Below are 26,497 nucleotides of genomic sequence, written 5' to 3' on the forward strand. Positions count from 1 at the left end.
TGATAGACGCTGCTGCCCCGGTGTTTCGCATACATGTCAAAACACCTTCGACCGGCAGTGCTTACGTATCACTGCCAGTTCCTCCTGCACGGCCTGTCAGATCACGTAGGCCGTGGTGACGTTTTCAACCCACAGAGGCGGATTAACGGGTTCATGTTCTTCAGCCTTTCAGTACTTAACCTTGAGGATCATCTCGGCTTAGTGATCTCGCCTCAATCCCCGTTGTCAGCGGGTTACATCACCCTGCGGGCATGCCGCAGGTCACTGCCGCTCAGGTTCTCCACCGTCACACCCGGTGGGATTGTTGGGTTTCTCATCGTGAGTTACCGGTTCAATATTCCAGACAGACTCGCGGTTCATTTAAGCATCCATGCCCGCCCTGAACTCCGGGCACACTGTAGGTTATGTCCGTTACCCAACGCTCATCCGGAGCATCCGGATTGAACTGTCGCTGGAGCCTGTTGGGCGACACGATACTGGCCTCGCCTTTACGTGCCCGCGGGCTCCGGTATCCGACCTGAGCCTTTATCCCGACACGTTTCATCAGTCGCCAGACCCGGTTCACTCCGCACTGTTGCCCGCTGTCCCGCAGATCCAGATGGATTTTGCGATAACCATAGACGCATCCCGATTCCAGCCAGAACTGTTTAATCTGTCCTGTCAGTCTCAGGTCTGCCTGATGGCGTTGTGAATGCGGCTGCTGAAGCCAGGCGTAAAAACCACTGGGATGAACATCCAGCACCCGACAGAGCAGGCGAACACGCCAGCAACAGGAGTTGTCACGGATAAAGGCGTACCTCAGTCGGACAGCTTTGCGAAGTACGCCGCTGTAGATTCAATTGGTCAACGCAACAGTTATGTGAAAACATGGGGTTGCGGAGGTTTTTTGAATGAGACGAACATTTACAGCAGAGGAAAAAGCCTCTGTTTTTGAACTATGGAAGAACGGAACAGGCTTCAGTGAAATAGCGAATATCCTGGGTTCAAAACCCGGAACGATCTTCACTATGTTAAGGGATACTGGCGGCATAAAACCCCATGAGCGTAAGCGGGCTGTAGCTCACCTGACACTGTCTGAGCGCGAGGAGATACGAGCTGGTTTGTCAGCCAAAATGAGCATTCGTGCGATAGCTACTGCGCTGAATCGCAGTCCTTCGACGATCTCACGTGAAGTTCAGCGTAATCGGGGCAGACGCTATTACAAAGCTGTTGATGCTAATAACCGAGCCAACAGAATGGCGAAAAGGCCAAAACCGTGCTTACTGGATCAAAATTTACCATTGCGAAAGCTTGTTCTGGAAAAGCTGGAGATGAAATGGTCTCCAGAGCAAATATCAGGATGGTTAAGGCGAACAAAACCACGTCAAAAAACGCTGCGAATATCACCTGAGACAATTTATAAAACGCTGTACTTTCGTAGCCGTGAAGCGCTACACCACCTGAATATACAGCATCTGCGACGGTCGCATAGCCTTCGCCATGGCAGGCGTCATACCCGCAAAGGCGAAAGAGGTACGATTAACATAGTGAACGGAACACCAATTCACGAACGTTCCCGAAATATCGATAACAGACGCTCTCTGGGGCATTGGGAGGGCGATTTAGTCTCAGGTACAAAAAACTCTCATATAGCCACACTTGTAGACCGAAAATCACGTTATACGATCATCCTTAGACTCAGGGGCAAAGATTCTGTCTCAGTAAATCAGGCTCTTACCGACAAATTCCTGAGTTTACCGTCAGAACTCAGAAAATCACTGACATGGGACAGAGGAATGGAACTGGCCAGACATCTGGAATTTACTGTCAGCACCGGCGTTAAAGTTTACCTCTGCGATCCTCAGAGTCCTTGGCAGCGGGGAACAAATGAGAACACAAATGGGCTAATTCGGCAGTACTTTCCTAAAAAGACATGTCTTGCCCAATATACTCAACATGAACTAGATCTGGTTGCTGCTCAGCTAAACAACAGACCGAGAAAGACACTGAAGTTCAAAACACCGAAAGAGATAATTGAAAGGGGTGTTGCATTGACAGATTGAATCTACAGCGGCTTTCCTGAGAAACTCCCGGTTCACACGCATAACTCGGGATCTTGCTGGAGAGAGTAACCCAGTGATTTTGCCCTTCGTTTAAGCCCGTCGAGTACGCGATTACGGTAGCGCTCTTCATAATAATCCGCGCCAGGATCGACATATTTCTGACCGTATTTAAGGGCATTGTAGAACAGTATTGCCAGTTTTCTTGCCGTTGCAGTGACTGCTTTTGCTTTCCCGATACGGGATGATAATCGACGATAAAAAGCACCCAGCGCTGTATCGCTCCGGCCAATTGTTGTGGCTGCCAGTCTTAGTGCAGCAGCAATTCGACTGGATGAACGCCGTGTTTTCGAGGACAGTACTTTTCCACCGGAGATCTTATTCCCCGGGGACAAACACAGCCACGAGGTAAAATGGCTCGCATCCGGCCAGCGATTCATGTCAGTACCGCATTCGGCAACGAATTTTAGTGCCAGATAAGGTCCGAACCCATGTATCTGTGTCAGGTCTGCTCCGGTAATTTTCCAGAGTAATGGCCTGACATCAAAGGAAAGCTGATTGGGCTGTTTTGTACGATGTCTGGCGGAGGGCAATACTCCTTCAGGCTCTTCAGTTCCGGTGCTGAGCTGCAATAATGAAGTTTCGATTTGATCATCACACTCACGGATTTTTTCCTGGTAAAAATCGAAAAATGCCACCGACTGTTCAAGTGCAAAAAGATGTTCAGGCTGCCAGTTCCCTGTCAGTGCCTGTTGAAGAACCTCTGGCGTCTTTTTACATCTGACATCACGATACTGGATCAATACTGAAGGATCGCGCTCACCACTGACAATAGCTCTGACGATTGAAAGACCGGTAACGCCAGTAATATCCGATACGGCATGATGCAATTGAACATTCATCTGCATCAACGCCTTCTGCATATGTTGGATATGAGCAGCCCGGTATTCAGTCAGGCGTTCCCGTTGTCTCAAATAAGACCTGAGTACGGAAATGTCGTGTTCAGGTCTGAAACTGGCCCGAAGAAGGCCAAATGAATGCAGCTTCTGCAGCCACTGTGCGTCATTGACATCAGTCTTGCGACCGGGAACATTTTTTGCGTCTCTGGCATTAACAAGGATCACATTGAAACCCGCAGCCTCAAGGATCTCAAAAGCAGGCAACCAGTAAACGCCAGTGGACTCCATGGCAATGGTCGTAATGTGACAGGTTTTGAGCCAGTCGGACATCCGATGAAGGTCGCCAGTGAAACTTTGAAAAGTTCTGACCGGCTCGGCGTCAGCATCCGGTGGAACGGCGACTACGTGGAATTCAGCGCCAATATCAACGCCCGCAGCATGAGGATGGATAACAGACATTCGGGAGGATTTTTTCATGGAAATCTCCTTGCTCATTTTTCGATGAACGAAGGAGGGGACGACGGAGAAATCACCTTCCTGAACGGGATCAAAGTCACCACTGGCGGATCCGCCACAGTCCCTGAACCATGTTTTTTTACGGGGTCATACCACCAAAAGGCCGACGGCTGCTTCCTTCGCTAAATTAGCCTGCCAACTTTTCCGGGGAGTTTCTGAGACTCAGGACGGGGTTTCACCCATGGACAGTTTTTTAATATGTCCCGTTCGTCGGTAACCCGTTTCAGCTCTTTCTGGAGACGGCGGATCTCGGCCTGAGCATCTGACTGTTCTTTATTAGTGGAAGAATCCGGACCGTACTTCTTTATCCAGGCGTAAAGGCTGTGGGTGGTGATATCGAGACGTGTTGCAACGCTGGCAACAGAATAACCGCGATCAACAACCTGTTTGACTGCTTCAGTTTTAAACTCTTCGGGATAACGCTTACCGCTCATGGGCACCTCTCTTTAAGCCATCTTAAATGACTCTGAGGTGTCTGTTAAACCCATGGCGATTCAGTAGTCAATTCCTCACCATTCAAAACCATCCGCTGGATCTTCGTTAGCTTCAGAGCGTCTGCCACACCTTGTTAGTACGCAGTAATTCCTCTTCCTCGACGCATGCGCCTGCGTGCGCACGCTTTCTGCGGCGAGCGGATGATATTGACTGAAGCATGCAGCAGACTTTCAGTTGGATGCTGAACTGAAAACGGCTACATTTTGATCGGCTTTGCAATTTTTAAGGTGGTTTGCAATTTTAATGTTGCTTTGCGATTTTTATCAAGATTTAATAGATTAATGCAAAGATGATAACAAGGAACAGAGAATGGGACTGATGGAAACGCTTGACCAGTGCATTAATGCTGGTCATGAAATGACGAAAGCTATCGCGATTGCACAGTTTAACGATGATAGTCCGGAAGCTAGGAAAATTACCCGTCGCTGGCGTGTGGGTGAGGCCGCCGATCTGATTGGTGTTTCTTCTCAGGCAATCCGTGATGCCGAAAAAGCAGGACGCCTTCCACATCCTGATATGGAAATGCGTGGACGGGTGGAGCAGCGGGTGGGCTACACCATTGAACAAATCAATCATATGCGGGATGTATTTGGCACCCGTTTGCGCCGTCCTGATGACAGCGTTCCGCCCGTTATTGCGGTGGCAGCACATAAAGGGGGGGTTTATAAGACATCGGTATCTGTCCACCTGGCACAGGATCTGGCGCTGAAAGGGCTGAGGGTACTACTTGTCGAAGGGAATGATCCTCAGGGCACAGCCTCCATGTACCACGGTTGGGTTCCTGATTTGCATATCCATGCCGAAGACACACTGTTGCCTTTTTATCTCGGTGAGCGCGATGATGCAGCCTATGCCGTCAAATCCACCTGCTGGCCGGGTCTCGACATCATTCCGTCATGCTTGGCTCTGCACCGCATTGAAACAGAGCTCATGGGAAGGTTTGACGACGGAAAACTCCCGACAGAACCCCACATGATGCTTCGCCTGGCCATCGAAACGGTGGCTCATGATTATGATGTCATTGTTATCGACAGTGCACCGAACCTCGGTATTGGTACCATCAATGTTGTTTGTGCTGCGGATGTACTCATTGTGCCAACGCCAGCTGAGTTATTCGATTACACCTCTGCCCTTCAGTTTTTTGACATGCTGCGCGATCTGTTAAAAAACGTGGATCTGCAGGGTTTTGAGCCTGACGTCAGAATTCTTCTGACCAAGTACAGCAATAACAATGGCTCGCAGTCACCCTGGATGGAAGAACAGATCCGCGATGCCTGGGGAAGCATGGTACTGAAAAACGTTGTACGCGAGACCGACGAGGTCGGTAAAGGTCAGATCCGTATGAGAACAGTGTTTGAGCAGGCTATCGATCAACGCTCGTCTACAGGAGCCTGGCGAAATGCGCTGGCTATCTGGGAGCCTGTTTGTAATGAAATTTTTGATCGCCTGATTAAACCTCGCTGGGAGATCAGATAATGAAACGTGCTCCAGTTATTCCAAAACATACCATAAAAGATATTCGCCCCGAAACTGAGCCGTCAGCGGCACCCGCTGCACCGATGGTTGATTCATTAATCGCACGTGTAGGAGCCATGGCTCGTGGAAATGCCATACTGCTTCCAGTTTGCGGCCGGGAAGTGAAATTTATTCTGGAAGCCATCCCGGGCGAGAGTGTTGAAACGGCATCGAGAGTCTGGTCAGGTAATGAACGAGACCAGGAACTACTGACCGAAGACGCGCTTGATGATCTAATCCCCTCTTTCATCCTGAGTGGTCAGCAGACGCCTGCGTTCGGACGACGGGTAGAAGGTGTCATTGAGATTGCAGATGGTAGTCGCCGTCGTAAAGCCGCCATTCTGACATCATCGGATTATCGTGTTCTCGTCGGGGATCTCGATGACGAACAGATGATGGCTTTATCACGGCTGGGTAATGATTACCGCCCTGTCAGTGCTTATGAACGGGGCAACCGCTATGCAAAGCGGTTGGAAAATGATTTTAACGGCAATATCTCTGCTCTGGCTGAAGCTGAGAATATTTCCCGTAAAATCATCACGCGTTGCATCAACACGGCCCATTTGCCAAAATCAGTGGTTGCCCTGTTTACTCACCCTGGTGAACTTTCCGCCCGCTCTGGGGAGGCGCTGTATAAAGCATTTTCGGGAAAAGAAGCTTTATTGTTGCAACGGACACAACAGCTTCATGAGCAAAAGAAAGCGGGAGTTATCTTTGAATCCGAGGAAGTTATTGGTTTACTGACAGATGTTCTGAAAGAGCCATCAGGTAAAAAAGTTAACCTTAATACCCGTCATCAATTTGTACCTGGTGCGACAGCCCTATACAAAGGCGATAAGGTGATTTTTAATCTCGATAAATCTCGTTTACCTGCCGAATGTATCGAGAAGATAGAAAGCATACTGCGTGACTTACAAAAAAATTAGCCTGTTTAATGTTACAAGCGAGCGTTATCATTAATTTCAAATATCCTTAATGCGTTACATGCTGCTTCGGAATATATACATCCGAAGCAGCTATTCTCTGCACTATAACACCAGTGGTGTTAAAAAGGTCTGTTTTCTTATCTCAACCTGATTGTTACCATAATCTAAGATCTAGTTTCTGCTACTTTTTCTTAACTAGTTCCACGGTTCACCCCTCAGCCTGCATATCAGAACTCAGACGGTAACCCATCCCGGAATACTGATTCCACACACCAGATTAACTGGGACCACGGTCCCACCTCCTACTTGCGTGGCAAAACTCACCCGCTAATCCCGCCCGGAATACGGATTCCACACACCAGATTAATGGGACCACGGTCCCACCTCCTACTTACGTGTCAGAACTCACCCGTTAATCCCGCCCGGAATACGGATTCCACACACCAGAATAACTGGGACCACGGTCCCACCTTCTACTTGCGTGGCAGAACTCACCCGTCAACCCCAACCGGGAATATCGATTCCACACGCCGGATTCACTGGAACTATGGTTCCACTCTGTTCAGCTGTTTTTATCACAATACCGATTTTAAGATTGTTACAGTGATTCCTGTATTCGGTGCGTAAGAAGATTATGTTCGTTTTGTTCCCTGGTGCTTCCTCGCTCACTCGCGGGCTTCGCCCTGTCGTTCGGCTGCGGCGAGCACTACTGATTCTCTCTGAAAGGGGAATTTAACTGAACCTAGCAATGGGGATATCTTTCCAACGGGTGGTGTAAGCAGGGGAGAGCATATCGCGTTTCATCTGCCAGGAAGGCGCAATCCCTCGGCTGGTAAACCAGACCTGTCCCAGACCGGAATGATTAATATCATCGAGAACCTTCATTAGCTCAGCGCGGTGAGGACGTGGCGAACGTTCGTCAAACAGCTGCAGCTGCGAAACGCCGGAGCCGGTGAAGTCATTCAGCATCACACCGGCTTTGGCATACCGGTGCCCGTCCTTCCAGATGCGCTCCAGAGCCGTTGTGGCGGCCGCAATGATGTCCCGGGTGTCCTGAGTGGGGGTAAGCAGTTTCTCAGTGGCCACGTTGCCGTAGTAAGGCTCTTTAACGGCGAACGGAGACGTTTTGATGAATACGGAAATATGCCGACAATACTGGCGCTCTTTACGCAGCTTTTCTGAGGCCCGCTCTGCGTACTGACAGACAGCCTGCCGCAGCGAATCGTACTCCGTGATTTTCTCTCCAAAACTGCGGCTGCAGACAATCTGCTGTTTCACTGGCGGGGCTTCCTCAAGCGACATGCAGCTTTCCCCGTTCAGTTCGCATACTGTTCGCTCGAGAACGACGGAGAAATTTTCCGGATGAAGGCCGGGTTCGCCTGGGCCAGATCGAGCGCGGTCCTGATGCCAAGGACATTGAGCTTGCGTGCAATACGGTTTCCCACGCCCCAGATCTCTTCGACCGGCTGCAGTGAAAGCAGTTTCCGCGTTCGCTGTGGATTCCCCCGGGTCAGGGCGAGCACACCACGAAACTGTTTCCACTCTTTAGAGGCCCACTGGGCTGATTTAGCGAGGGTTTTCGTCGGTCCGGCACCCACGTCGATGGTCAGACGGGTACAGTCATACACGTGCTGGCGCAGCTGCCGGCCGAAATCCTCCAGGTCCATGCAGTGCTCCACACCGGTCAAGTCAAGGAACATCTCGTCGATCGAATACTGTTCCACCCTGGGGGCCAGCTCCTCCAGGCAGTTCATCACGCGCGCCGACATCGAGGCATTTATGTGGAATAGAAAATCAATATAAATAATGCATGCTTTAAAAGATTACTATGAACTAAAAGCATACGTCCGAAATTGTTACCACATATCAAGATTCACAACTAATAATTTCGTATATTAATCCTCCAAGGCAGGTAGTCAGCTATCTGTTTGGCTTCCCTGATGCGATGGTAAAATGAAAAGACCACCGTTATGGGTTTAATAAAAAGATGCAGTCTTCTCCAGCTCAGCATGTTAGAAGGATTTTTCAATGGATGTTGAAATCAAATACTGCAATAACATAGATAACGCTTGCATTACACTCTCTGAAAATAAACTTAACATTAAGTTCGCTCCAAATGGCACGGGTAAAAGCACCATATCACGTGCCATTTTGCACAGTGTTTCTCGTGATGCCGCTGGTCTTAACAGTCTGCTACCTTTTAAGTTTCGAGCAGTGAATCCCGACGATTTTCAGCCCAGTGTAACGGGTACAGAGCAAATTCAGGATGTAATGTGCTTTGATGAAAAGTACGTGTCTCAGTTCACATTTCAGCCTGATGAACTGATTAGTAACAGCTTTGACATCTTTATCAAAACAGAAGCCTACAACCAAACGGAGCGAGAGATCGACTCGATGGTAATGGCAATCCGGCAGGAATTCAGTGGTAATGATGAGCTTGAGCTATTTATTACACATCTTCAGGAGCTTAGTGGTGCGTTCAAGCTGACAAGCAAGGGCTTATCTAAAGCCTCTACGGGGATGAAGGGGTTGGCAGGGGGTAACAAGCTTCAGCATATTCCCTCCGGGCTAGAGCCTTATCAGCCATTTATTCAGAGTCATCGTAATGTAGAGTGGATCGAGTGGCAGACCAAAGGGTATGAAAATTTCTGCTCACTCTCTGAGGGATGCTGTCCTTTCTGCACAGGTGATTCTCACGAAAAAGCAGAACAAATTAGCAAAGTAAGCGCTGAATATGACAAAGCAGTGATCAAAAATCTGGTTGGTATCATCACAGTACTTGATAAATTAGGCGAGTATTTTTCCGAAGCCGCACGCTCCCGTCTGAGGGAAATAACGACGTTACAGGGAGGATTGGAGAAGAAGCATGAAGACTACCTTGTTACCGTAAAGCAGCAGACAGAAAATCTTCTGGCCATGCTCTTAACATTAAAAACCCTGAACAGTTTTACTTTTAACGACGCCGGAAATATTCGTGCCTCTTTAGCCTCTTTTCGTTTGGATGTGAAGTATTTTTCCGAGCTGCAATCTGATAAAACTCTTGCAACAATTGGGAGACTGAACGCCTCGTTAGATAGCCTCATTTCCCAGGCTGGTTTGCTGCAGGGGCAAATCAACAAGCAGCGCGCTGGCATGCAGCGGCTCATTCAGAAACACAAGAAGGATATCAACACTTTTCTGGCATATGCGGGTTACCGCTATCAGGTAGATATATCTGGCGATGGAGAACAGTGCCGTCTTAAGCTTCGCCATGTCGACTATACCGACTATCTCAGTGGAGGTAGCCAACATTTGAGCTACGGCGAGCGTAATGCCTTTTCGATCGTTCTTTTTATGTACGAATGCCTGGCTCGTAAGCCCAACCTGATTATTCTCGATGATCCTATCTCTTCGTTTGATAAAAACAAAAAATTTGCCATCCTGGAAATGTTGTTCCGCCGTGACTCATCTGAGTGTTTGAAAAACCAGACGGTACTGATGCTTACACATGACGTTGAGCCAATCATCGATACTCTGAAGTCGGTGAAGAAGTTGTTTAGTAACCAGGTTACTGCATCCTATTTACGTTATAGCACTGGCACGATAACTGAATTACCTATCCGCGAAAGCGATATTCTGACGTTTGCCCAAATCTGCAAAGTGGTTCTCGAATCCGACTGTGATGACCTGATCAAGCTCATTTATCTTCGCAGGCATTATGAAATCATGGACAATCGAGGTGATGTTTATCAGGTACTTTCTAACTTATTTCACCGCCGAGAGGAACCAATCGACACACGCCTACCTCTGATTGAAGGAACAGGGTACCCGATGATGGACCCGGAGAGCTTCCTTAATGGATGCAGTTTAATCACTAAAAATATTTTTGGTTTTGATTACCCCCATATGCTGAGCTTGCTGAATGATCCTGACAAAATTCTGTCGTTATATCGAAGCTGCACGAATGGCTATGAAAAACTTCAGGTGTTCCGACTACTGGAACCTGAGGCCGATAACCGTGTCATTCGCAAGTTTGTGAATGAAACCTATCATATTGAAAACGAGTTTATCTGCCAACTAGACCCCACACGATTCGATCTTATCCCGGAATACGTTATTGTTGAATGTGACAGGCTGCTCCTTAATATCGGGGCGTCGAACGATGATGCTGAACTGGAAACGGCCTGAGCGTATGGTCTAGATGTAACTCTTCTTAGCAGTGAAGGTGAGTAGTAATACTCACCTACTTGGATCTCCAATTCAATTGAGCCTGCTGATAAGCACGCCTTTTTGGCGAGAAACAGAAGCCTCTAAAGTTGGGACATGCGAGACATGGCGCTTTTTATGCCGCCAGATAGTATCTTTCTGGCCCTGTAATGACAAAAAGCTGATTTTCGTTAACAATAACCCTGTTTAAATATCCAGATAAAAACATTTCCTCTGGGTCAAATGAGTGATACAGTTTCACCCATAAGACCCAATGGAGGCAATATGTCTGAATTTGAATTACTGGCGCAGGATCTGCTTGAGAAAGCAGAGGCGGAAGAACAACTGCGACAGGAAAATGATAAAAAGCTGCTCGGGCAGGTGCTGGAAATCTATGACCAGAAGTACGTGGCTGAACTGCTTAGAAAAGTTGGTAAAAATGAGTGGAGTCGCGAGACTCTTAATCGCTGGATTAATGGTAAGTGCTCACCTAAGTCGCTGACGTTAGCCGAAGAGGAACTTCTACGAAAAATGCTTCCGGAAGCGCCTGCTCATCACCCTGACTATGCCTTCCGGTTTATTGACCTGTTTGCTGGCATTGGAGGTATACGGAAGGGCTTCGAAACCATCGGTGGCCAGTGCGTTTTTACCAGTGAATGGAATAAAGAGGCTGTGCGCACATATAAAGCTAACTGGTTTAACGATGCTCAGGAACACACTTTCAATCTCGATATTCGGGAAGTCACGCTCAGTGATAAACCTGAAGTACCTGAAAACGATGCCTATGCTTACATTAATGAGCATGTGCCGGATCATGATGTACTTCTGGCAGGTTTCCCCTGTCAACCGTTCAGCCTTGCGGGTGTAAGCAAGAAAAACTCGCTCGGGCGCGCGCATGGTTTCGAATGTGAGGCTCAGGGAACGCTCTTCTTCGATGTGGCGCGTATTATCCGCGCAAAAAAACCTGCCATCTTTGTTCTTGAAAACGTTAAAAACCTGAAGAGCCATGACAAGGGTAAAACCTTTAAAGTCATCATGGATACCCTCGACGAACTGGGCTATGAAGTTGCGGATGCAGCTGAGATGGGCAAAAACGATCCTAAAGTTATCGACGGAAAGCACTTTTTACCTCAGCACCGAGAACGTATCGTTTTGGTCGGTTTCCGTCGTGATCTGAATATTCACCAGGGTTTTACCCTGCGCGATATTAGTCGTTTTTATCCGGAACAGCGTCCGTCATTTGGCGAACTGCTGGAACCCGTGGTTGACAGCAAATATATACTGACGCCGAAACTCTGGGAGTATCTCTATAACTACGCCAAAAAGCACGCAGCTAAGGGTAACGGATTCGGTTTTGGCCTCGTTAATCCTGAAAATAAAGAAAGCATTGCCCGTACGCTTTCTGCTCGCTATCACAAAGACGGGTCTGAAATTCTGATAGACCGTGGCTGGGATATGGTCACAGGTGAAACAGACTTCGCGAACGAAGAAAATCAGGCGCATCGGCCCCGCAGGCTGACTCCACGAGAGTGCGCGCGCCTTATGGGTTTTGAAAAAGTAGATGGCAGGCCTTTTCGCATTCCTGTGTCAGACACTCAGTCGTACAGGCAGTTCGGTAACTCCGTAGTGGTGCCCGTGTTTGAAGCCGTAGCCAAACTGCTTGAACCTTATATCCTGAAAGCGGTTTATGCCGATTCGTGCAAGGTTGAACGAATCTGAACGCTCCTCCCGGTATTTATGCCGGGAGATTATCTATGAAATATCTGCGTAAAGCCCTGTCAGCTCAGCAATAAACGCGCCTAGCGTCATTAGCTCAGCTCTCACCGCCTCCGGGTATTTTTTGTGCAGAGATGATGGCACGACCAGTCTGACACCCGACTCCCGCATCTCCCGATATTGAGCCAGAGAAACTCCCTCCTGGAGTGTAAACAGATGCACCTGATGAATTTTATCGGCCTCATTCAGTATCTGACGCCAGCGATCCTTACAGGTAGTCTTGACTGCCAGCATGCGCAGATTTTCTACGGGAAACTCAGTATCGTGGTAAGCCCCTGCGGAAGGGAAAAGGAAATCGGGCTTTTTATTACCTTCTGTGACGGCCTGCGTCGCAAAGTGTCGCAGGCCGTGCTCAATGAATAGATGCTCCAGGTGCAGTTCCAGCGACTTCCCGGCTCTGGATTTACGGCGATTGCTGACAGAATTGGCCAGCGCAATAAATTCATCCACAGAGCCAAATCCTTTTCGGATGATATCCAGAACATGCAGTTCCTCAACCAACAGAAATATGTCGTACTCCACGCGCCGGCGGTCAAGAAGTTGCTCATCCGGATCAAGGGAATTTTTCACATAATGGCTGGCTGCATACTGAATAATTTCACTTCCCGACGGAAAGCGCAGGTGCCAGTCTTCAGGTAGAATATATTTATGATTTACTGGCGCTTGCTGTAGAGATAGTCCGCCAAGAATCTGTCCTGCGGGGCCGGATATAAGCGCTCCGGGTATAACTTCACCAATAGCGGTCTCAATGACGTCCTCTTCATCAGTGCTGGCGCATACCCAAATATTTACTTCCTTACAGTCCCCCCCTTGCTCATCAAGCTTGAAAGCCAGGAGCGTCAGAGCCCCTGTATTTTCAGGATCCTGAAGTGGGCTGCCTCTACCCCAGCGGGTAATCCTTTTTTCATTCCGGGTTTTACCAAAATGACGGCTGTTATAATAAATTGCCCGGGCTTCGCTGTCTGGGCAATCATGCGATGACACATGTGCGGTGAGAAAAACCGAAGGGTTCAGTTCACGGGTATGGTTGATAGACGGAAACAGTTTTTCAACGATACCTGAAGGGATATAAAGCCCTACCTGGTGACCACCTGTTGCGCCGGTATCGTTGGCGGAAAGGCGTTTGATGTAGACGAAGTAATTCTCACATGCGATCTCAAGTAGCCAGTTGTGGAAAACCGACATAAGCATCCCCTGTTACCCTGAAACTCTACTCACCATTTTTTCATAATTATATACAAACAGCCAGAAAGGCTGTTACAGGCGATTTGATCTGCAACCTATTGGTTAATATGCTCTGATGTGCGCAATCTTCGTTTTTTGCTCATATTGGTTCATTTTATCCTCCGGATTTACCGGTTAATTTTGCAAGAGCCTGTTCTACTTTTTTAATATCCTGCTCTACAATGGCTTTCTCATCAGGCGTGAGCGGGACCTCTTCGAGATAACGCCTGATAGATGTTTTACTCTCCAGCATCAGTCCGCGCGCACTGTCTTTCAGCAGATTAAAATCGCAACCAATGCAGGCCATTCTGTGCGGGCAACTGCTCCAGAATGGATTCATGCAGAAGGACTCACCAAGGTCATAATAGGTCGCCGGATCAGTGGGCGAGACCGCTTCCGGATCGTGATCGACCAGTACGCTTATCATATGGGCTATCCGATCGGCCTTCACAAATGACGCTGCCAGCTGTGTAGGGCGGATGCGAATGTAATGCAGGGTTGACTGTGGTGATGAATGACCTGACCACTGCATCAGTTCATACAGCGACATGCCCTGTGGTACGCTGGCAAGCGCAGTCAGGGCTGAAACCCGTCCACGGTGGCTGGTTATGGCGCCTCCGCTGTCTTCAACCGGCAGCCCCGCTCTGGCGCAGAGGACTGGGATGACCGTCCGGTTAATCACATCGCTGCCTGCCGGCTTGCCGCGATACTGGAAGAGATAACGGACTTTTTCTCCGGTGCGATCATCATTCAGTTTTGCCTGATCCACGGGGCGGATGTTCAACCATATGTCTACATATTTTTTTACAATGACAGAGACGGGTTTAACAAATGCTTTCGATGTCTTTCCTGCCGGGACGTTTAGATAACATAGTGTTCCGGCAGGAACGACACTACCATCCTCCCTGATAATGTCTTCTGACTAGGCGTGACGCATTCCGTAGTCAGGCGCAGGAGTTCATTCTGTCGTAAACCTGCATGGGTCCAGATAACAGCCATTGCCTGAAGCATGGAAAGGGGATAGTGAATTTCACTGAGCAGGTCTTCGTGGCGCAGGTTCAGACTGGCCCAGATGAGTTTGAGCCAGACGGGATCATCTATCACTCTCGGATTTACACCACGGCGAAAAAGTGGGGTATCCGGCGTGAAAAGGTGACGGGCGGGGCTGAAATTAAGGCGTCCCCAGCCCCAGAGTTCGAAATCGCTCATAAATCGTCGCAGCGAATAGATAAAATGTGCACGTGAATGTGGCATCATGGGCTCTCCGGAGCGTTTGGACTTCCGCAGTCCATGTTCAGTCCCCAGAGACAGCTCATCCACTTTCATTCGCCCCACAGCAGCGATAAAACTGGCACATGTCTCAATAGACCAGTCTGTCGGGACCTTCACCTCGGGATGCTCCTTTGCCAGCCAGAGGCCGCAGCGAAGAATAAAGCTGTACTGGTTTTCACGGGTTCTGGGACGAAGCACAGATGTCTCACGCCAGCGTCTGCACCATGCGACCCATTCAGGGCTGATATTTTCGACCGGCTTCTCATGCCATTCGGTGTAGTTACGCATTCGTACCGGCTTTGCAATAATGCCAAGTGCGGCAAGCCCATGAGAAATTTTCCCTACGTGTCTTGATACGCGCTTATCGTGGTACTGCTGAGCTTGCCAGAGAAGCTCTGTGGTCATCTCTTCAAGCCTGGGATTATCATTGAGTAGCATCAGCAGACCCAGGGGGGAGGAAACGGCATGCCGCAGGTGCTGAGGGGAATAGCCCAGTGATATCAGTGCTTCCGAGAGCCGGTTCAGCTGGTCCCGGAAAATCGCGTTGCCGTAGATGGCACTGGCGTAAAGCGACAGAGTGTTTTCATGAGGGATCTGAAGCGGCGACGTGAATGAACCGAGATGATATGCAAATGCCATCATAAGTGGTTTACCGCGACGATATTTATCAAACAGGGAGATCCACTGGTCTTTCCGCCAGTTCCAGCAAGGTTGCCCTACATTTTGCATTTCAGTCAGCATCGCCATAATTACAGTGCGGGTAAGTCTACAGCCGGTGCCACTGGTGTTGGCGATATCCAGCAGGGGGGTGATCAGGGAAGAGAGGGAACCGGACCTGCCATAGTTACGGGAGCGTTTATGGCTTGTACTTAGCGCTTCTTTCTGCTCAGGACTAAAGCCAGCGTGCAGGTCATAATCTGCACGGCAAAAATGCGCGTATATGAAACCTTTATCACGCTTGCCTGTCATTCTCTCTCTCCGGGCCAAACATGATAGCTGCGATTTTCCGGTCAGTCTCCGCAACAGTCATCGCCATTCTGGCCGCAAGATCAGTGCCTGAAAGATGGATATATATCTGCGTGGTGCGTAGATCACGATGACCAGCATAGGTTGCTATCTCATGCAGCTTCCATCCCGCCCGGGCAAGATGTGTCAGTCGCAGGTGACGAAAGGTGTGCGTGGTCAGAAATGGCATGCTGGTCCTGTCTGACCACTAGCGAACCGTTTTACTCCAGCTCCAGTATGAAAGCGGTGAGCCATAATTTCTGTCAGAAAACGAACGGAACAGTGCTCCACCAGTAATACCCGCTTGCCTCAGGTTCCTGAGATGTGCTGCCAGTACCGGCGTAATCGCCGGGCCGTAGCAGACCACCCGTTCGCGTTTGCCTTTAGTGTTTTCGGCGCGAATCCGTATAAGCCTGTGGGCAGGATCGATATCCTCTATGGTTATTGTTGTCACCTCAGTGCGTCTTAGCGCACCATGATACGCCAGCGCTAGCATCAGGCGATCGCGCAATGAACAGTCTGATATATAACCCAAGAGATGATACCACTGGCCGTCATCCGGAATTTGTGGCAGTCGTGTTATTCGCTGGACCATACCGCGTCCTGCTGAAGGCATGTGGGGTGTGCCTGCTCGCGGTAAAGGGTTCCGGCTAATTACCCCCATGTAAATCAGATAGTCAAACCACAGACGTATAGCAGAAAGGCGAAGCTGAAGCGTTGCACTGGCTGCAGGCTGAGGCATGCCGGGTAACTGGGGGCGAATGTACGCAGCGATATCTTCAAAGCTTGCCTGCTCGGGGGGCAATTCCCGCTGGCAGCAGAAGTGAAAGAAGTGAGTAAGTGCGCCGCGGTAGGCATGAATTGTCGCCGGTGACCTGCCGAGATCGGATAATAACCCCAACCATCGTTCTGCCTGTGAACTGGCAGGAGTACAGAATAAAGTGGTGAGCATTGTGTTCTCCTTCGTAATCAGGAATCCTGTTCAAAGTTTACACAGAAAATGTTGCATTCCACTTAACTTACTAGAGGGCGTAATTACTGGAGAACGCGATAACCGGCTCCGGAAATTTCATCGACTTCAGCTGAAACCACGGTACCCCCATTTTGATACCCAGCCGCTTCGCTTCAGGACTTCTCGCAATGACACAGCCATCGTTATTTGAGAGAACGACGACGGGTTTGTTTCGCAGGTCAGGGCGAAAAACCTTTTCGCAGCTGGCATAGAACGAATTCACGTCAGCAAGCGCGTACATCAGTCCATGCCCCGTGTTTTGTGTATGAAGGCTGTCACCACCCCAAAAATCTGCAGGTCTTCCGGATAGAGAGTGGGATAGGCCGGGTTCATCGGCAGCAGGGCGATACGGGGTGTCAGCTGCAGGCGTTTAACCGTGAATTCGCCATCAGTCTCCGCGATGACAATGTCACCCTGCAGCGGCTTTTCGGCTTTGTCGACCACCATCAGGTCGCCGGAATGCAGGCCCATCTCTTTCATCGAATCCCCGATAGCCCTGACGAAGAACGTTGCAGCCGGACGCCGGATGCAATAGGCATTCAGGTCCAGTTCCTCCTCCGTGTAATCGGCGGCCGGTGACGGAAAACCCGCCGGGCAACGTTCGGTGAACAGCGGGGCAGTGGACGGCACCGGCTCCTGTTCGGGGGCGACAAAAAGTAACATGGCATACCTCTTAAAATACCTGTTTTTATATACAGTATTATTTAAGATATTTCCCGTCCTGCAAGAAGAATTTTACCTGCTCCTGCCAGGTCATTGTTCTGGCGGATAAAACAGGCTCAGGGTTATCCACAGAAACGGTGCATAACCCTGTGAGTGGATACCGGGTATCTCACCGTCTGCTAAGCCTGTGGCTCTATCAGTTCCCGGCCCTGGTTCCGGGGATTGCCAACAGCCCGGCTGACGGGGTGCCATGTGAAATCTTCGGAGCAAAGACTGCCCTCACGGGCAATGTCTTCCGCCTCTTTACTGGTTGTGTTTTCGCTGAGCCATTTACGTGCGGCAGCCGGTGAGTACACGAGCGGTCGTCGATCGTGAATGTCCAGCAGTCCCTCATCCGCAGTTGCTGTGACGATCAGGAATCCTTTTTGGTCATTGCCGTTCTCAAAAGGTGGTTTCCCGATGGCTGCGAGCAGGAGCGGATTTCCGTCCTTACGGTAAATGAAAAACGGCTGTTTCACGCCGTTTTGCTGTTTCCACTCGAACCAGCCGTCGGCAAAAACAATGGCCCGTCCGTGCTCCCAGAGTGGTCTGAACATCCGGCTGTTGGCCGCAGTTTCACTTCGGGCGTTGATAAGAGCGGGCTTGTTCCACCACTCCGGGGCATAACCCCAGTGAACTGGATCAAGCTGCAGCTGCGAGCGGCGTTCACTCAGCAGCAACACCCGGGTTCCGGGCGCAACGTTGTAGCGGCCGACGGGCTCCGGATCATACGGAATATCCCGTTCTGCTTCTTCTCCGAGAAAGGCCATGTACTCCTCGCGGGAGTTGTACTGCGTAAACCGACCGCACATTATCGTTTCTCCGGTGAAGATTTCGCATGCGAAATCTGTGTTTTCTTCAGTTCAGAACATAGGTTGTATTTCAGGTTCCTGCCATCGTGTGGCCGCCGTGCCGCTACTGTAGCCGGGCCACTTCGAATGCAAGGGTTCGCTCTGCCGGTGTCCTCACCCGGTCGCAGTTAATTTCAAAGGCATTACCCGCTGTCTTCCCGTCGTTTTCCGTCTCAATTTTCGCCGTCAAACCGTCCAGCCAGCGTGGGCTTTTTCACTGCGCTGCGGCTTGCGGCACCGCCCCTGCATTCTCCGCTTTTCGCTTGGCTGTCGTATCGGCACGGCGTAACTGGCGCCGCATTTGAGAAAGGAGAACTACCATGTCCCGATTTATCCAGGGTAATTGCGTCCATATCATGTCCGGCTTTCCGGATAATGCTGTCGATTTCATTCTCACCGACCCGCCATATCTCGTCGGTTTTCGTGACCGTCAGGGGCGTACCATCGCCGGCGATAAAACCGATGAATGGCTGCAACCCGCCTGCCATGAGATGTATCGCGTGCTGAAAAAAGACACGCTGATGGTGAGCTTCTATGGCTGGAACCGCGTCGATCGCTTTATGGCTGCCTGGAAAAATGCGGGATTCAGCGTTGTCGGCCACCTGGTGTTTACCAAAACCTACACATCGAAGGCCGCATACGTGGGCTATCGCCACGAATGCGCCTACATCCTTGCAAAAGGCCGTCCACGTCTGCCACAAAACCCGCTGCCGGACGTGCTGGGCTGGAAATACAGCGGCAACCGGCACCACCCTACCGAAAAACCCGTAACCAGCCTGCAACCGCTGATTGAGTCCTTCACACATCCCGGCGCGATTGTGCTCGACCCCTTTGCGGGCAGTGGCTCTACCTGCGTGGCCGCGCTCCAGTCTGGCCGTCGCTACATCGGTATTGAACTGCTGGAGCAGTATCACCGGGCCGGACAGCAACGTCTGGCCGCCGTCCGGCGCGCCATGCAGTACCCGGCCGCTAACGACGAGTTCCCGGAGGCTGCGTAATGAACTATGCAGGACACGAAAAACTCCGCGCAGAAGTGACGGAAGTCGCCAACAGCATGTGTGACCTGCGGGCGACGCTGAACGGGATGGAGCACCGCTATCGCTTTGATTCCGATGTGCTGGCCGAACGCCTGACCCGTCAGACCCTTTTTCGCATCAATGCCCTGTTTATGGCGGCGTACAACGAAATTCTTGAGCTGGATGCCTGCTTTAAGGACTAAGGAGAAAAACATGTACGGAACCTGTGAAACCCTCTGCCGGTTGTTGCGTGAGCAGTATCCCGCAGAAACCCCGCTGAACCTCATTATCTGGTCCCCGGCGGATATCGAAGCACTGGCCGACGGAATGGAATATGCCGTTTCGGAGCAGGACACAAGGGCGGTACTGGCGCGTATGGACGCCATTCCGGAGGAACAACGGCTTGAGTCGGGCGTGTCTGCCGGTGCGGTGATGGATCTGATTGAACAGGTGAAAGAGTCCGTTCCGGCGGTGATGGTGCCGGCGGACCTGCTTGAAACCCTGCTGACCACTGCCGAACAGGCGTTATGGCACAGAGAATGGACCGCCCGTGACTGCAATCATCCGGTCCCGGAAAGCGTTACCCGTCGCCTGGCTGATGCGGCGAAAGTTCGCGCCTTACTGAAAAAATGAAATCAACACGCCGCCCGGGCGGCGTGTACTGACCCCGTTCAGAGGAACCCATTATGCAGGAAACCACCACGTTAAACGCCCTTGTTATGCGCCGTGCGCGCGATTTGATTGCTGATTATGGATGGCCTGACCATACCGATGTTGATCAGCGTGATCCGGTCAATAAACCGGGCTGGATAAGCATTTATGTCCGTCTGGATGCGGCAAATATTGTTCATCTGCTGCCTTTGCTTTGTACCGGTGACGTACCCGCAGAGCTGCAAAGTGCCATGACAAAAATATCCGGGACGCCAGCGCAGATTATTTTATCCGGCAGCCGCTATGCCGACGCGCCGCAGCTTCCGGAGGACGGAACACAGATAGCTTTCCCCTGGGCCGGGGAATGGCTGACGGAGCCGGAGATTCAGGCTGTAACGGATTGCCTGTCCCGCGCCGTGCGGGATGTATCCCGGCAGGTATGGGAGGATGCGCGCCGGATAAAGGCGGCACTGAACACGCGCGGGGAAACGCTGTTTTATCGCCAGACCCGAAACTTCCGTCTGGTTGTGAAGGAAAATGATATGCCCTGCTGGCTGGACGATGATGACAATTTGCCGGTGGTGCTCGATGCCATCCTGAACAAAGGGGCACGCTACAGTAGCGTCGAGTTCTTTGTTATCAGCGACAAAGTGGATCAAATCCTGGCATGTGGCCAGATGTGCGATGTGCTGCGTATTCCGGGCGAGCCTCCGCGCCGGTGGATGGATTTAACCCTGTTACATGAGGTCATGGCAGAAGCGCGTGCAGAAATCAGTCTTGTCCGCAATGCCCTGTCAGCAATCCGGCCAGTTTAGCGAACAGCAGGGGGCGGCGGCCCCCTGAATCTGGCACGAAGGATAAGGATGTCGCCGGCTCCGCTTTTACGGCTCTTCCTCCACGTTGTTCCGGCTTCGCGTTGAGTAACGTCCCGTGCGGCCTGCGGCAAACGCCGTGCCTCTACTGTAGCCGGGCCGCGGCTGATGCAAGGGAAGCGTAAACGCCGTCACCTTCACCCGGTCGCAGTTTATTTCAAAGGCATTATCCGCCGTCTTCCCGTCGTTTTCCGGCTCAGTTTTCGCCGTCAAACCGTCCAGCCTGCTCCTGCTTTTTTACTGCGCTGCGGCTTCGGTGACGCCCTTGCATCCTCCGCTTTTCGCCCGGCTGTCGTGTCGGCACGGCGTAAGCCGGAACTCAGACGACATCGACTAGGGAGGATTTTTTATGAGCACTACGACCACCACACCCGCTGTTTACGTGGGCACGTATCACAAATACAACTGCGGCAGCATTTTCGGCAAATGGTTTGATCTGACGGAATTTGACGGCAGGGAGGATTTTTACGAGGCCTGTCAGGCGCTGCATGCCGATGAATGGGATGCCGAGTTTATGTTTCAGGACTGGGAAGGTATCCCGTCGCAGTTCGTCTCTGAATGCTCCATTGACTGGGATTTTATCGCCGCTTACAAACGCGCCGAAGAAGAGGGCAGGGAAGCCGCTTTTATCGCCTGGGCGGAGTATACTGGCGAGTGTGATTATGACGCGTTTGATGATGCGTACCGGGGCGAGGCGGAAAGCGAGGAGGACTTTGCGCGGGAGATGGTGGAGGACAACGGCCTGTTAAATGAGGTGCCGGAGCCGTTGCGCAGCTATTTCGATTTTGAAGCCTGGGCGCGTGACCTGTTCAGCAGCGGCTATGTGTTCCATGACGGCTATGTCTTCAGCAACTGATTAATGTCCGGCGGGGAAACCCGCCGGTTAAGGATAAAACGTATGAAACTTGCAACGGAAACCCGCGAGATCCTGCGACAGTACAAAGCGCTTATTAATGCCCGCCGCCGCGAGAATGGGCAGTCGGCGCTTCGGACAGAACAGGTGATCGACGAAATATGTTACTACATGACCTGTCAGAGCGCTGTTTACCTTTGCGGCCAGTTTATACGACAGGACGGATACGGCCAGTAAACATGATGGCAGGCGTCCGGCCGGAGGGCGCCTGTCAGCCCGCGCGAAAACCCGGGCAGGCTGCGCCTGCCGGAGAGAAACTTCGCCGCGCCTGCGGCGCCGCGCACTCTCCTCTCCATTGTCAGTCGCTGTTGCCCGGGAATGTGCGTATTATCAGGGATATCTTCCTGTAAAGCAGACCGGTGATGCATATGTCGAAGTGGAATATCGCCTCTTTCTCAAAAGAAGATCAGGATAAGGTCTCGGTCGATAAAGCCGCCGCTGCCGTTGCCTGGCAGGAAAGGATGAACAGGCCCGTGGTGCCGGAGCTGGCTGAACGGGAACAGCCTGAACATCTTCGCCAGTATTTCCGTGAACGGCTTGACGTTCATCGGCAGAACAGTCAGCAGCTGCCGCGCGCAAATGCGCCCGAATATCATAAACCCGGAGATGAGCAGCAGAAGTGATTCTTATCATCAGTGTGTCCAGGGAGGATATTTTATGCGTATTTCTCTGATGTTTGCAGCCGTGACTCTTTTAACCGGTATTAACCTGTTGTTTATTCCGTTTCAGCCTGTACCGGCTCTGTGGGGAGCTGGCCTGTCCATTGCTTTTATCCTGATGAATGTCGTGGCGGATAAACTGCGTCTCTGGAGTGGCGTTGCATGGATTATCGTTGCCGGCATCATCATAACGTTGATGCTGAAGGGGAAGGAGCCGGGTGACGAATTCAGAGTGCTGATCACCGTTTTTGCTTTCCTGGCTTCGGCCTGGTACAGCGTTGTGCAGTACAGAAAAGAAAAGCATTTTCGCTCCTGATGTTCCCGGCAGGTATTAAGCCGGATAATTGTCAGCCATCTCGTGACTGCTCCCCGCCCTGTTGGCGAGGTTTCCCACTAAGCCGCATGTAATCCATTCTTATCCTCCCGTTCCCGTTTTCACTACGGGCGACTTCCCTGACGGGAACCGGGGCTGTCATGCTTCGCACCGAGCCAGCTGCGCTGTCTCTGCCCGGCCCCTTCGGGGCAGCGGGTTTCCATCCCAGGCTGTCGCAACGTCAACGGCAGGCTTGCTGCGACCGTTCCGGTCACGCCGCCCTTTTTACGCGCCGTATCCTGCGCTTTCTGCACCCCGGCAAACTGACGCCGGGCTGTAAGGCGCAACGCCGTTTCGCGCCCGCGCTTTCCGTCGTTGCGGCGGGTTCCTGCTCATTCCTTGCCTGGTTTTTTCACCCTTTTGAGTCCTTTCGCCGGGGCTGAGACAAGCACAGTCGCTGTCAGCTGTCCAGGGTAAATGGCACGCGGTAAACCGCGCCCTGGACATCCGCCATCGCCCGCGCTGGTTTACGCCCTTGCGGCGAACGGCTCTCAAACGGGTGAAGGTAACAACCAGCGGGCGCGTTCAGCAGGTCCCCGCAAAACGTCAAAACCGCGGCCCCGGCAACTCAACGGGTGATGGTTTTTAAAAGCAAAACAAACGGAAGGAGATTCATCATGACAGTACGCGGCATCAACAAAGTCATCATCGTGGGTAATCTGGGCCAGGACCCGGAAGTCCGTTATATGCCCAATGGCGGCGCGGTCGCTAATCTCAGCCTCGCCACTTCGGAGTCCTGGCGCGATAAACAGACCGGAGAGATGCGCGAAAACACCGAATGGCATCGCGTGGTGCTGTTTGGCAAGCTCGCGGAAGTGGCCAGCGAGTATCTGCGCAAGGGCGCTCAGGTGTACGTCGAAGGGCAGTTACGTACCCGCAACTGGCAGGACGACAGCGGCGTAACGCGCTATGTCACTGAAATCGTTGTCGGACAGAACGGCACTATGCAGATGCTGGGCGGTCGTCGTGACGGCGGTCAGCCACAGAACACTGCTCCGCAGCAACCCGCACAACCGCAGAGTCCTGCCGCTCCGGCACAACCTGCTGGCTCCCCTGAAAAATCCCCGAAAAAAGGCGGCAGAAAAGGCCGTCAGAGCGCCGCACCGTCTCAGCAGGTGCCGCAGCCGTTACCGGACGATTATCCGCCTATGGATGATGATGCCCCGTTTTGACCCGCATGATGAAAATGCCCCGCAACCTGCGGGGCAGGAAAAGGAGAAAGACATGACCAGCAACGTTATACCGCCCCTTCAGTCACTGCCAGATGGCACATTCACTCGCGAACAGGCTAAAGCGGTCGTAGCGCAGTATCAGAATGTCGCGATTGAAGACGATCAGGGAACGCACTTTCGCCTGGTGGTTCGTCAGAACGGCGAAATGGTGTGGCGGGTATGGAATTTTGAGCCGGGTGGTGAGTACCTGATGAACCGTTATATCCGGGACTACGGCATCCGTAAACAGCAGTAAAAAGGTGCCCTGCCGGAGCAGCAACTCCGCAGGGCCGGACAGTAATCAATATCTGTGAGGAGTATCAACTATGTCAGTAACCGAGTCTAAAGCAAAAAAGGTTAAAAAAGCCAGCCCCAAAGCGTCAACGCGTAAAGCTGATGCTCAGTCAGACGTCCTGGTTGCCGTACTGGACAGTGCCCCTGTCAGTTACACCGCATGGTCCCGCCTGTTTATCGGGGATCTCAACTGCCGTCTTATCCCGCACACGCCGGAAGAAATCAGGGGTTATGCCGACAGTATTTTCGCGGTCGGGCAAATCCATAACATCGTGGTCGTGGAATGTGATGATGGTCGGCTGGAAGTGGTATGCGGCGGTGGGCGTACCAAAGCCATCGGTTTGCTGGTTGAAGAAGGGAAGGTCGACCCCGATCACGAATGGATCTCCTGCAAAGTGGTTCCCCGCGAACTGGCGAGGGCTATCTCCCTGACTGAAAACGGCAGACACAAGACAATGCACCCTGCCGAGCAGATCGCCGGATTCCGTTCTCTGGCAGAAGAAGGGAAAACACCAGCGCAAATCGGGGACCTGCTGGGCTACGGTGTGAAGCACGTCCAGCGCATGCTCAGGCTCGCAGGACTGGCTCCGGTTCTTCTTCAGGCACTGGCAGAGGACAAAATAACCACCGAACACTGTCAGGCGCTGGCGCTGGAAGATAATCCCGACCGTCAGGTGCAGGTGTATGAGGCTGCGTGTCGTCAGAGTTGGAACAATAAACCGGAAGTGCGTGTGATACGTAATCTGATCACCGACAGCCAGGTTTCCACCCTCAACAACAGCAAGTACGCATTTGTAGGGGAAAAGGCATTCTCCGGCGATGAAATCCGCGCTGACTTGTTCAGTGACGAACAGGGGTGTTTTGTGGACAAACTGGCGCTGGATACTGCCCTGCTGGAAAAACTCCAGGTGGTTGCGGAGTGCCTGAAAGAGGCCGAAGGCTGGGCATGGGCCACCGGACGCCTGGACGCGGTCAGTTCTCACGGCGAGGACAGCGCGGTCTATCGGATTCAGGATGAGCCTGACGCAGTTTACACGGAGCAGGAACAGCAGCGCATGGATGAATTGCAGAGCGAGTATGACGAGAATCAGACCGCCAGCGATGACACCGACGCGATGGAGTCAGAGATGGAGGCCATCGAATGCGCGGCACAGCTCCGGGCATGGACGCCGGAAATGCGCGCACAGTCCGGCGTGGTGGTGGCATGGCATCAGGGTGACATCTGTGTCCAGCGCGGGGTGATCCTGCGTGAGCAGTCTGAAACGGAAGACGAACCTGCTCAGGTTCCTGTATATGAGCGCCAGTCCGAACCCGTTGACGAAATCAGTCTGCCTCTGCTGACGAAGATGTCCTCTGAACGTACGCTGGCCCTTCAGGCTGCGCTGGTACAGAAGCCAGAGAAAACGGTAGCTCTGATGGTCTGGCGTCTGTGTACCTGCGTTTTCGATAACTGCACCACGACCCGTCATCCGTTCGTGATGCGTCTTGAGGTGCATCACAACCGTCTGGTCAGTGAAGCCCCGTCCGGTGAAGAGGGAAAAGCGTGGTAGTCCCTTATGCAGGAAAAAGCCCGTCTGGAGGCGCTGTTGCAGGAAGGCTGGAAAAAGGATTTCACCACCTTTTTTACCCTTGACGGAAAGACGCTGATGTCCCTGATGGTCTTCTGTACGGCCTGTTCTGTCGATGGTGTGCAGACCAGAACGATGGGACATACCACACGCAGTGATCTTGATGGTGTTGAACGTGCTGTTGATTTCAATCTGCATGAATGGTGGCAGCCGACGAAGAACAATTTCTTCGACTACCTGAAAAAAACACAGATTGTTCAAATCCTCAGTGAGAACGGTTTGAGCGGGGCCGCCAGCGATGCGCTGAAAATGAAGAAATCTGACGCAGCGGACCTGGCTGAAACCATGATGGCCCGTCACTGTCCTCAGTGGGTGCCAGTCTGGATGCGCGCCCCTGATGCAAAAACGCCGGATGCTGAAGCAGAAAATAACGCTTCTGATGCTACCGCCACTGACGTCCCGCCTGTGGCTCACAACAACATTCCAGATGCAGCCTGATAACGGAGGCCGCCCCTTCGGGGGC

20 protein-coding genes and 8 pseudogenes are annotated in these 26,497 nt (G+C 51.7%); 17 read left to right on the top strand and 11 right to left on the bottom strand.

Annotation, left to right across the window (positions count from 1 at the left end; translation table 11 throughout):
* Nucleotides 1-397 precede the first annotated feature (397 nt).
* Nucleotides 398-826, bottom strand: a pseudogene (locus HV237_RS24770) (IS3 family transposase); the annotation flags it as partial.
* 64 nt (nucleotides 827-890) lie between these two features.
* Here HV237_RS24770 and HV237_RS24775 point away from each other — a divergent pair.
* Nucleotides 891-2,042 (top strand): IS30-like element IS30 family transposase, encoded by a 1,152-nt coding sequence (locus tag HV237_RS24775; protein WP_022652315.1) that lies wholly within the window; start codon nucleotides 891-893, stop codon nucleotides 2,040-2,042.
* A gap of 32 nt (nucleotides 2,043-2,074) precedes the next feature.
* Here the strand turns inward: HV237_RS24775 and HV237_RS24780 are convergent, their stop codons facing one another.
* Nucleotides 2,075-3,415 carry an IS110 family transposase gene (locus HV237_RS24780; protein WP_008786676.1) on the bottom strand — a complete coding sequence of 447 codons (1,341 nt, stop codon included), beginning with the start codon at nucleotides 3,413-3,415 and terminating at the stop codon, nucleotides 2,075-2,077.
* Between the two features lie 230 nt (nucleotides 3,416-3,645).
* Nucleotides 3,646-3,888: pseudogene (locus HV237_RS24785) on the bottom strand (transposase); the annotation flags it as partial.
* 370 nt (nucleotides 3,889-4,258) lie between these two features.
* On the opposite strand from HV237_RS24785, the gene sopA reads away from it, so the two are divergent.
* Together sopA and HV237_RS24795 are read left to right on the top strand one after the other, a co-directional pair.
* Nucleotides 4,259-5,425 (top strand): plasmid-partitioning protein SopA, encoded by a 1,167-nt coding sequence (gene sopA / locus HV237_RS24790; RefSeq protein WP_022652317.1) that lies wholly within the window; start codon nucleotides 4,259-4,261, stop codon nucleotides 5,423-5,425.
* Nucleotides 5,425-6,390, top strand: a complete 966-nt coding sequence (locus tag HV237_RS24795) for a ParB/RepB/Spo0J family plasmid partition protein (RefSeq protein ID WP_094169339.1) — start codon at nucleotides 5,425-5,427, stop codon at nucleotides 6,388-6,390. The genes sopA and HV237_RS24795 overlap by 1 nt, the downstream gene beginning before the upstream one ends.
* Nucleotides 6,391-7,122: 732 nt before the next feature.
* On the opposite strand, the pseudogene umuC reads toward HV237_RS24795, so the two are convergent.
* Nucleotides 7,123-8,165 (bottom strand): annotated as a pseudogene (gene umuC, locus HV237_RS24800) (translesion error-prone DNA polymerase V subunit UmuC); the annotation flags it as partial.
* 253 nt (nucleotides 8,166-8,418) lie between these two features.
* On the opposite strand from umuC, the gene HV237_RS24805 reads away from it, so the two are divergent.
* Together HV237_RS24805 and HV237_RS24810 are read left to right on the top strand one after the other, a co-directional pair.
* A complete protein-coding gene (locus HV237_RS24805) occupies nucleotides 8,419-10,557 on the top strand; it encodes a hypothetical protein (RefSeq protein WP_022652236.1) in 2,139 nt (712 codons plus the stop codon).
* 303 nt (nucleotides 10,558-10,860) lie between these two features.
* Nucleotides 10,861-12,294 (top strand): DNA cytosine methyltransferase, encoded by a 1,434-nt coding sequence (locus HV237_RS24810; RefSeq protein WP_022652237.1) that lies wholly within the window; start codon nucleotides 10,861-10,863, stop codon nucleotides 12,292-12,294.
* A 33-nt stretch (nucleotides 12,295-12,327) separates the two neighbouring features.
* Here HV237_RS24810 and HV237_RS24815 read toward each other — a convergent pair whose 3' ends face one another.
* The 6 genes and pseudogenes from HV237_RS24815 to HV237_RS24840 form a co-directional block, all read right to left on the bottom strand.
* Nucleotides 12,328-13,542, bottom strand: a complete 1,215-nt coding sequence (locus HV237_RS24815; RefSeq protein WP_176443283.1) for a type II site-specific deoxyribonuclease — start codon at nucleotides 13,540-13,542, stop codon at nucleotides 12,328-12,330.
* Nucleotides 13,543-13,690: 148 nt separating this feature from the next.
* A pseudogene (locus HV237_RS24820) lies at nucleotides 13,691-15,816 on the bottom strand (tyrosine-type recombinase/integrase).
* Nucleotides 15,800-16,804 (bottom strand): annotated as a pseudogene (locus tag HV237_RS24825) (tyrosine-type recombinase/integrase). The pseudogenes HV237_RS24820 and HV237_RS24825 overlap by 17 nt, the downstream one beginning before the upstream one ends.
* A gap of 73 nt (nucleotides 16,805-16,877) precedes the next feature.
* Nucleotides 16,878-17,105 (bottom strand): annotated as a pseudogene (locus HV237_RS24830) (DNA polymerase V subunit UmuC); the annotation flags it as partial.
* Nucleotides 17,105-17,527, bottom strand: a complete 423-nt coding sequence (umuD, locus tag HV237_RS24835; protein ID WP_022652242.1) for a translesion error-prone DNA polymerase V autoproteolytic subunit — start codon at nucleotides 17,525-17,527, stop codon at nucleotides 17,105-17,107. The pseudogene HV237_RS24830 and the gene umuD, both read right to left, overlap by 1 nt.
* A 179-nt stretch (nucleotides 17,528-17,706) precedes the next feature.
* Entirely contained in the window at nucleotides 17,707-18,378 is a 672-nt protein-coding gene (locus HV237_RS24840; RefSeq protein WP_022652243.1) for an SOS response-associated peptidase family protein, read from the bottom strand.
* Between the two features lie 359 nt (nucleotides 18,379-18,737).
* Here HV237_RS24840 and HV237_RS24845 point away from each other — a divergent pair, with 359 nt between their 5' ends.
* The 8 genes from HV237_RS24845 (at nucleotide 18,738) to HV237_RS24880 (ending at nucleotide 22,844) form a co-directional block, all read left to right on the top strand.
* Nucleotides 18,738-19,415, top strand: coding sequence for a DNA methylase (locus HV237_RS24845; RefSeq protein WP_022652244.1), 678 nt, complete (start codon nucleotides 18,738-18,740; stop codon nucleotides 19,413-19,415).
* On the top strand, nucleotides 19,415-19,636 hold the full coding sequence (locus HV237_RS24850; RefSeq protein ID WP_022652245.1) for a hypothetical protein: 222 nt from the start codon (nucleotides 19,415-19,417) through the stop codon (nucleotides 19,634-19,636). Before HV237_RS24845 ends, HV237_RS24850 begins: the two co-directional genes overlap by 1 nt.
* 10 nt (nucleotides 19,637-19,646) lie before the next feature.
* The gene (locus tag HV237_RS24855; RefSeq protein WP_094169336.1) at nucleotides 19,647-20,066 is read left to right on the top strand and encodes a DUF1380 family protein; all 420 of its coding nucleotides are present in this window, start codon (nucleotides 19,647-19,649) and stop codon (nucleotides 20,064-20,066) included.
* Nucleotides 20,067-20,119: 53 nt separating this feature from the next.
* Complete coding sequence (locus tag HV237_RS24860; protein WP_032430832.1) at nucleotides 20,120-20,899, top strand: hypothetical protein; 780 nt, start codon at nucleotides 20,120-20,122, stop codon at nucleotides 20,897-20,899.
* A 406-nt stretch (nucleotides 20,900-21,305) separates the two neighbouring features.
* A complete protein-coding gene (locus HV237_RS24865) occupies nucleotides 21,306-21,812 on the top strand; it encodes an antirestriction protein ArdA (protein ID WP_015062672.1) in 507 nt (168 codons plus the stop codon).
* 42 nt (nucleotides 21,813-21,854) lie between these two features.
* A complete protein-coding gene (locus HV237_RS24870) occupies nucleotides 21,855-22,046 on the top strand; it encodes a hypothetical protein (protein ID WP_022652248.1) in 192 nt (63 codons plus the stop codon).
* Between the two features lie 191 nt (nucleotides 22,047-22,237).
* Nucleotides 22,238-22,492, top strand: coding sequence for a DNA polymerase III subunit theta (locus tag HV237_RS24875; protein WP_072200699.1), 255 nt, complete (start codon nucleotides 22,238-22,240; stop codon nucleotides 22,490-22,492).
* A gap of 34 nt (nucleotides 22,493-22,526) precedes the next feature.
* Nucleotides 22,527-22,844 carry a hypothetical protein gene (locus tag HV237_RS24880; protein WP_032430831.1) on the top strand — a complete coding sequence of 106 codons (318 nt, stop codon included), beginning with the start codon at nucleotides 22,527-22,529 and terminating at the stop codon, nucleotides 22,842-22,844.
* Nucleotides 22,845-23,092: 248 nt separating this feature from the next.
* Here the strand turns inward: HV237_RS24880 and HV237_RS26375 are convergent.
* Nucleotides 23,093-23,237 (bottom strand): annotated as a pseudogene (locus HV237_RS26375) (hypothetical protein); the annotation flags it as partial.
* 139 nt (nucleotides 23,238-23,376) lie between these two features.
* On the opposite strand from HV237_RS26375, the gene HV237_RS26380 reads away from it, so the two are divergent.
* From HV237_RS26380 to HV237_RS24900, 4 genes and pseudogenes are all read left to right on the top strand, one after another.
* Nucleotides 23,377-23,490 carry a single-stranded DNA-binding protein gene (locus HV237_RS26380; protein WP_113771583.1) on the top strand — a complete coding sequence of 38 codons (114 nt, stop codon included), beginning with the start codon at nucleotides 23,377-23,379 and terminating at the stop codon, nucleotides 23,488-23,490.
* A 28-nt stretch (nucleotides 23,491-23,518) separates the two neighbouring features.
* Nucleotides 23,519-24,073, top strand: coding sequence for a single-stranded DNA-binding protein (locus HV237_RS24890; RefSeq protein WP_020842505.1), 555 nt, complete (start codon nucleotides 23,519-23,521; stop codon nucleotides 24,071-24,073).
* 52 nt (nucleotides 24,074-24,125) lie between these two features.
* A complete protein-coding gene (locus tag HV237_RS24895; RefSeq protein WP_032430848.1) occupies nucleotides 24,126-24,368 on the top strand; it encodes a DUF905 domain-containing protein in 243 nt (80 codons plus the stop codon).
* A 70-nt stretch (nucleotides 24,369-24,438) separates the two neighbouring features.
* Nucleotides 24,439-26,472: pseudogene (locus tag HV237_RS24900) on the top strand (ParB/RepB/Spo0J family partition protein).
* Nucleotides 26,473-26,497 lie beyond the last annotated feature (25 nt).

This window comes from Citrobacter sp. RHBSTW-00570 (assembly GCF_013739755.1).
Taxonomy (GTDB): Bacteria; Pseudomonadota; Gammaproteobacteria; order Enterobacterales; family Enterobacteriaceae; genus Citrobacter; species Citrobacter braakii.

Excerpts from the sequence above, each read along its gene's own strand:
- HV237_RS24775 (WP_022652315.1), top strand. The coding sequence starts at position 891 with ATGAGACGAACATTTACAGCAGAGGAAAAAGCCTCTGTTTTTGAACTA.
- HV237_RS24780 (WP_008786676.1), bottom strand. The coding sequence starts at position 3,415 with ATGAAAAAATCCTCCCGAATGTCTGTTATCCATCCTCATGCTGCGGGC.
- sopA (WP_022652317.1), top strand. The coding sequence starts at position 4,259 with ATGGGACTGATGGAAACGCTTGACCAGTGCATTAATGCTGGTCATGAA.
- HV237_RS24795 (WP_094169339.1), top strand. The coding sequence starts at position 5,425 with ATGAAACGTGCTCCAGTTATTCCAAAACATACCATAAAAGATATTCGC.
- HV237_RS24805 (WP_022652236.1), top strand. The coding sequence starts at position 8,419 with ATGGATGTTGAAATCAAATACTGCAATAACATAGATAACGCTTGCATT.
- HV237_RS24810 (WP_022652237.1), top strand. The coding sequence starts at position 10,861 with ATGTCTGAATTTGAATTACTGGCGCAGGATCTGCTTGAGAAAGCAGAG.
- HV237_RS24815 (WP_176443283.1), bottom strand. The coding sequence starts at position 13,542 with ATGCTTATGTCGGTTTTCCACAACTGGCTACTTGAGATCGCATGTGAG.
- umuD (WP_022652242.1), bottom strand. The coding sequence starts at position 17,527 with ATGTTACTTTTTGTCGCCCCCGAACAGGAGCCGGTGCCGTCCACTGCC.
- HV237_RS24840 (WP_022652243.1), bottom strand. The coding sequence starts at position 18,378 with ATGTGCGGTCGGTTTACGCAGTACAACTCCCGCGAGGAGTACATGGCC.
- HV237_RS24845 (WP_022652244.1), top strand. The coding sequence starts at position 18,738 with ATGTCCCGATTTATCCAGGGTAATTGCGTCCATATCATGTCCGGCTTT.
- HV237_RS24850 (WP_022652245.1), top strand. The coding sequence starts at position 19,415 with ATGAACTATGCAGGACACGAAAAACTCCGCGCAGAAGTGACGGAAGTC.
- HV237_RS24855 (WP_094169336.1), top strand. The coding sequence starts at position 19,647 with ATGTACGGAACCTGTGAAACCCTCTGCCGGTTGTTGCGTGAGCAGTAT.
- HV237_RS24860 (WP_032430832.1), top strand. The coding sequence starts at position 20,120 with ATGCAGGAAACCACCACGTTAAACGCCCTTGTTATGCGCCGTGCGCGC.
- HV237_RS24865 (WP_015062672.1), top strand. The coding sequence starts at position 21,306 with ATGAGCACTACGACCACCACACCCGCTGTTTACGTGGGCACGTATCAC.
- HV237_RS24870 (WP_022652248.1), top strand. The coding sequence starts at position 21,855 with ATGAAACTTGCAACGGAAACCCGCGAGATCCTGCGACAGTACAAAGCG.
- HV237_RS24875 (WP_072200699.1), top strand. The coding sequence starts at position 22,238 with ATGTCGAAGTGGAATATCGCCTCTTTCTCAAAAGAAGATCAGGATAAG.
- HV237_RS24880 (WP_032430831.1), top strand. The coding sequence starts at position 22,527 with ATGCGTATTTCTCTGATGTTTGCAGCCGTGACTCTTTTAACCGGTATT.
- HV237_RS24890 (WP_020842505.1), top strand. The coding sequence starts at position 23,519 with ATGACAGTACGCGGCATCAACAAAGTCATCATCGTGGGTAATCTGGGC.
- HV237_RS24895 (WP_032430848.1), top strand. The coding sequence starts at position 24,126 with ATGACCAGCAACGTTATACCGCCCCTTCAGTCACTGCCAGATGGCACA.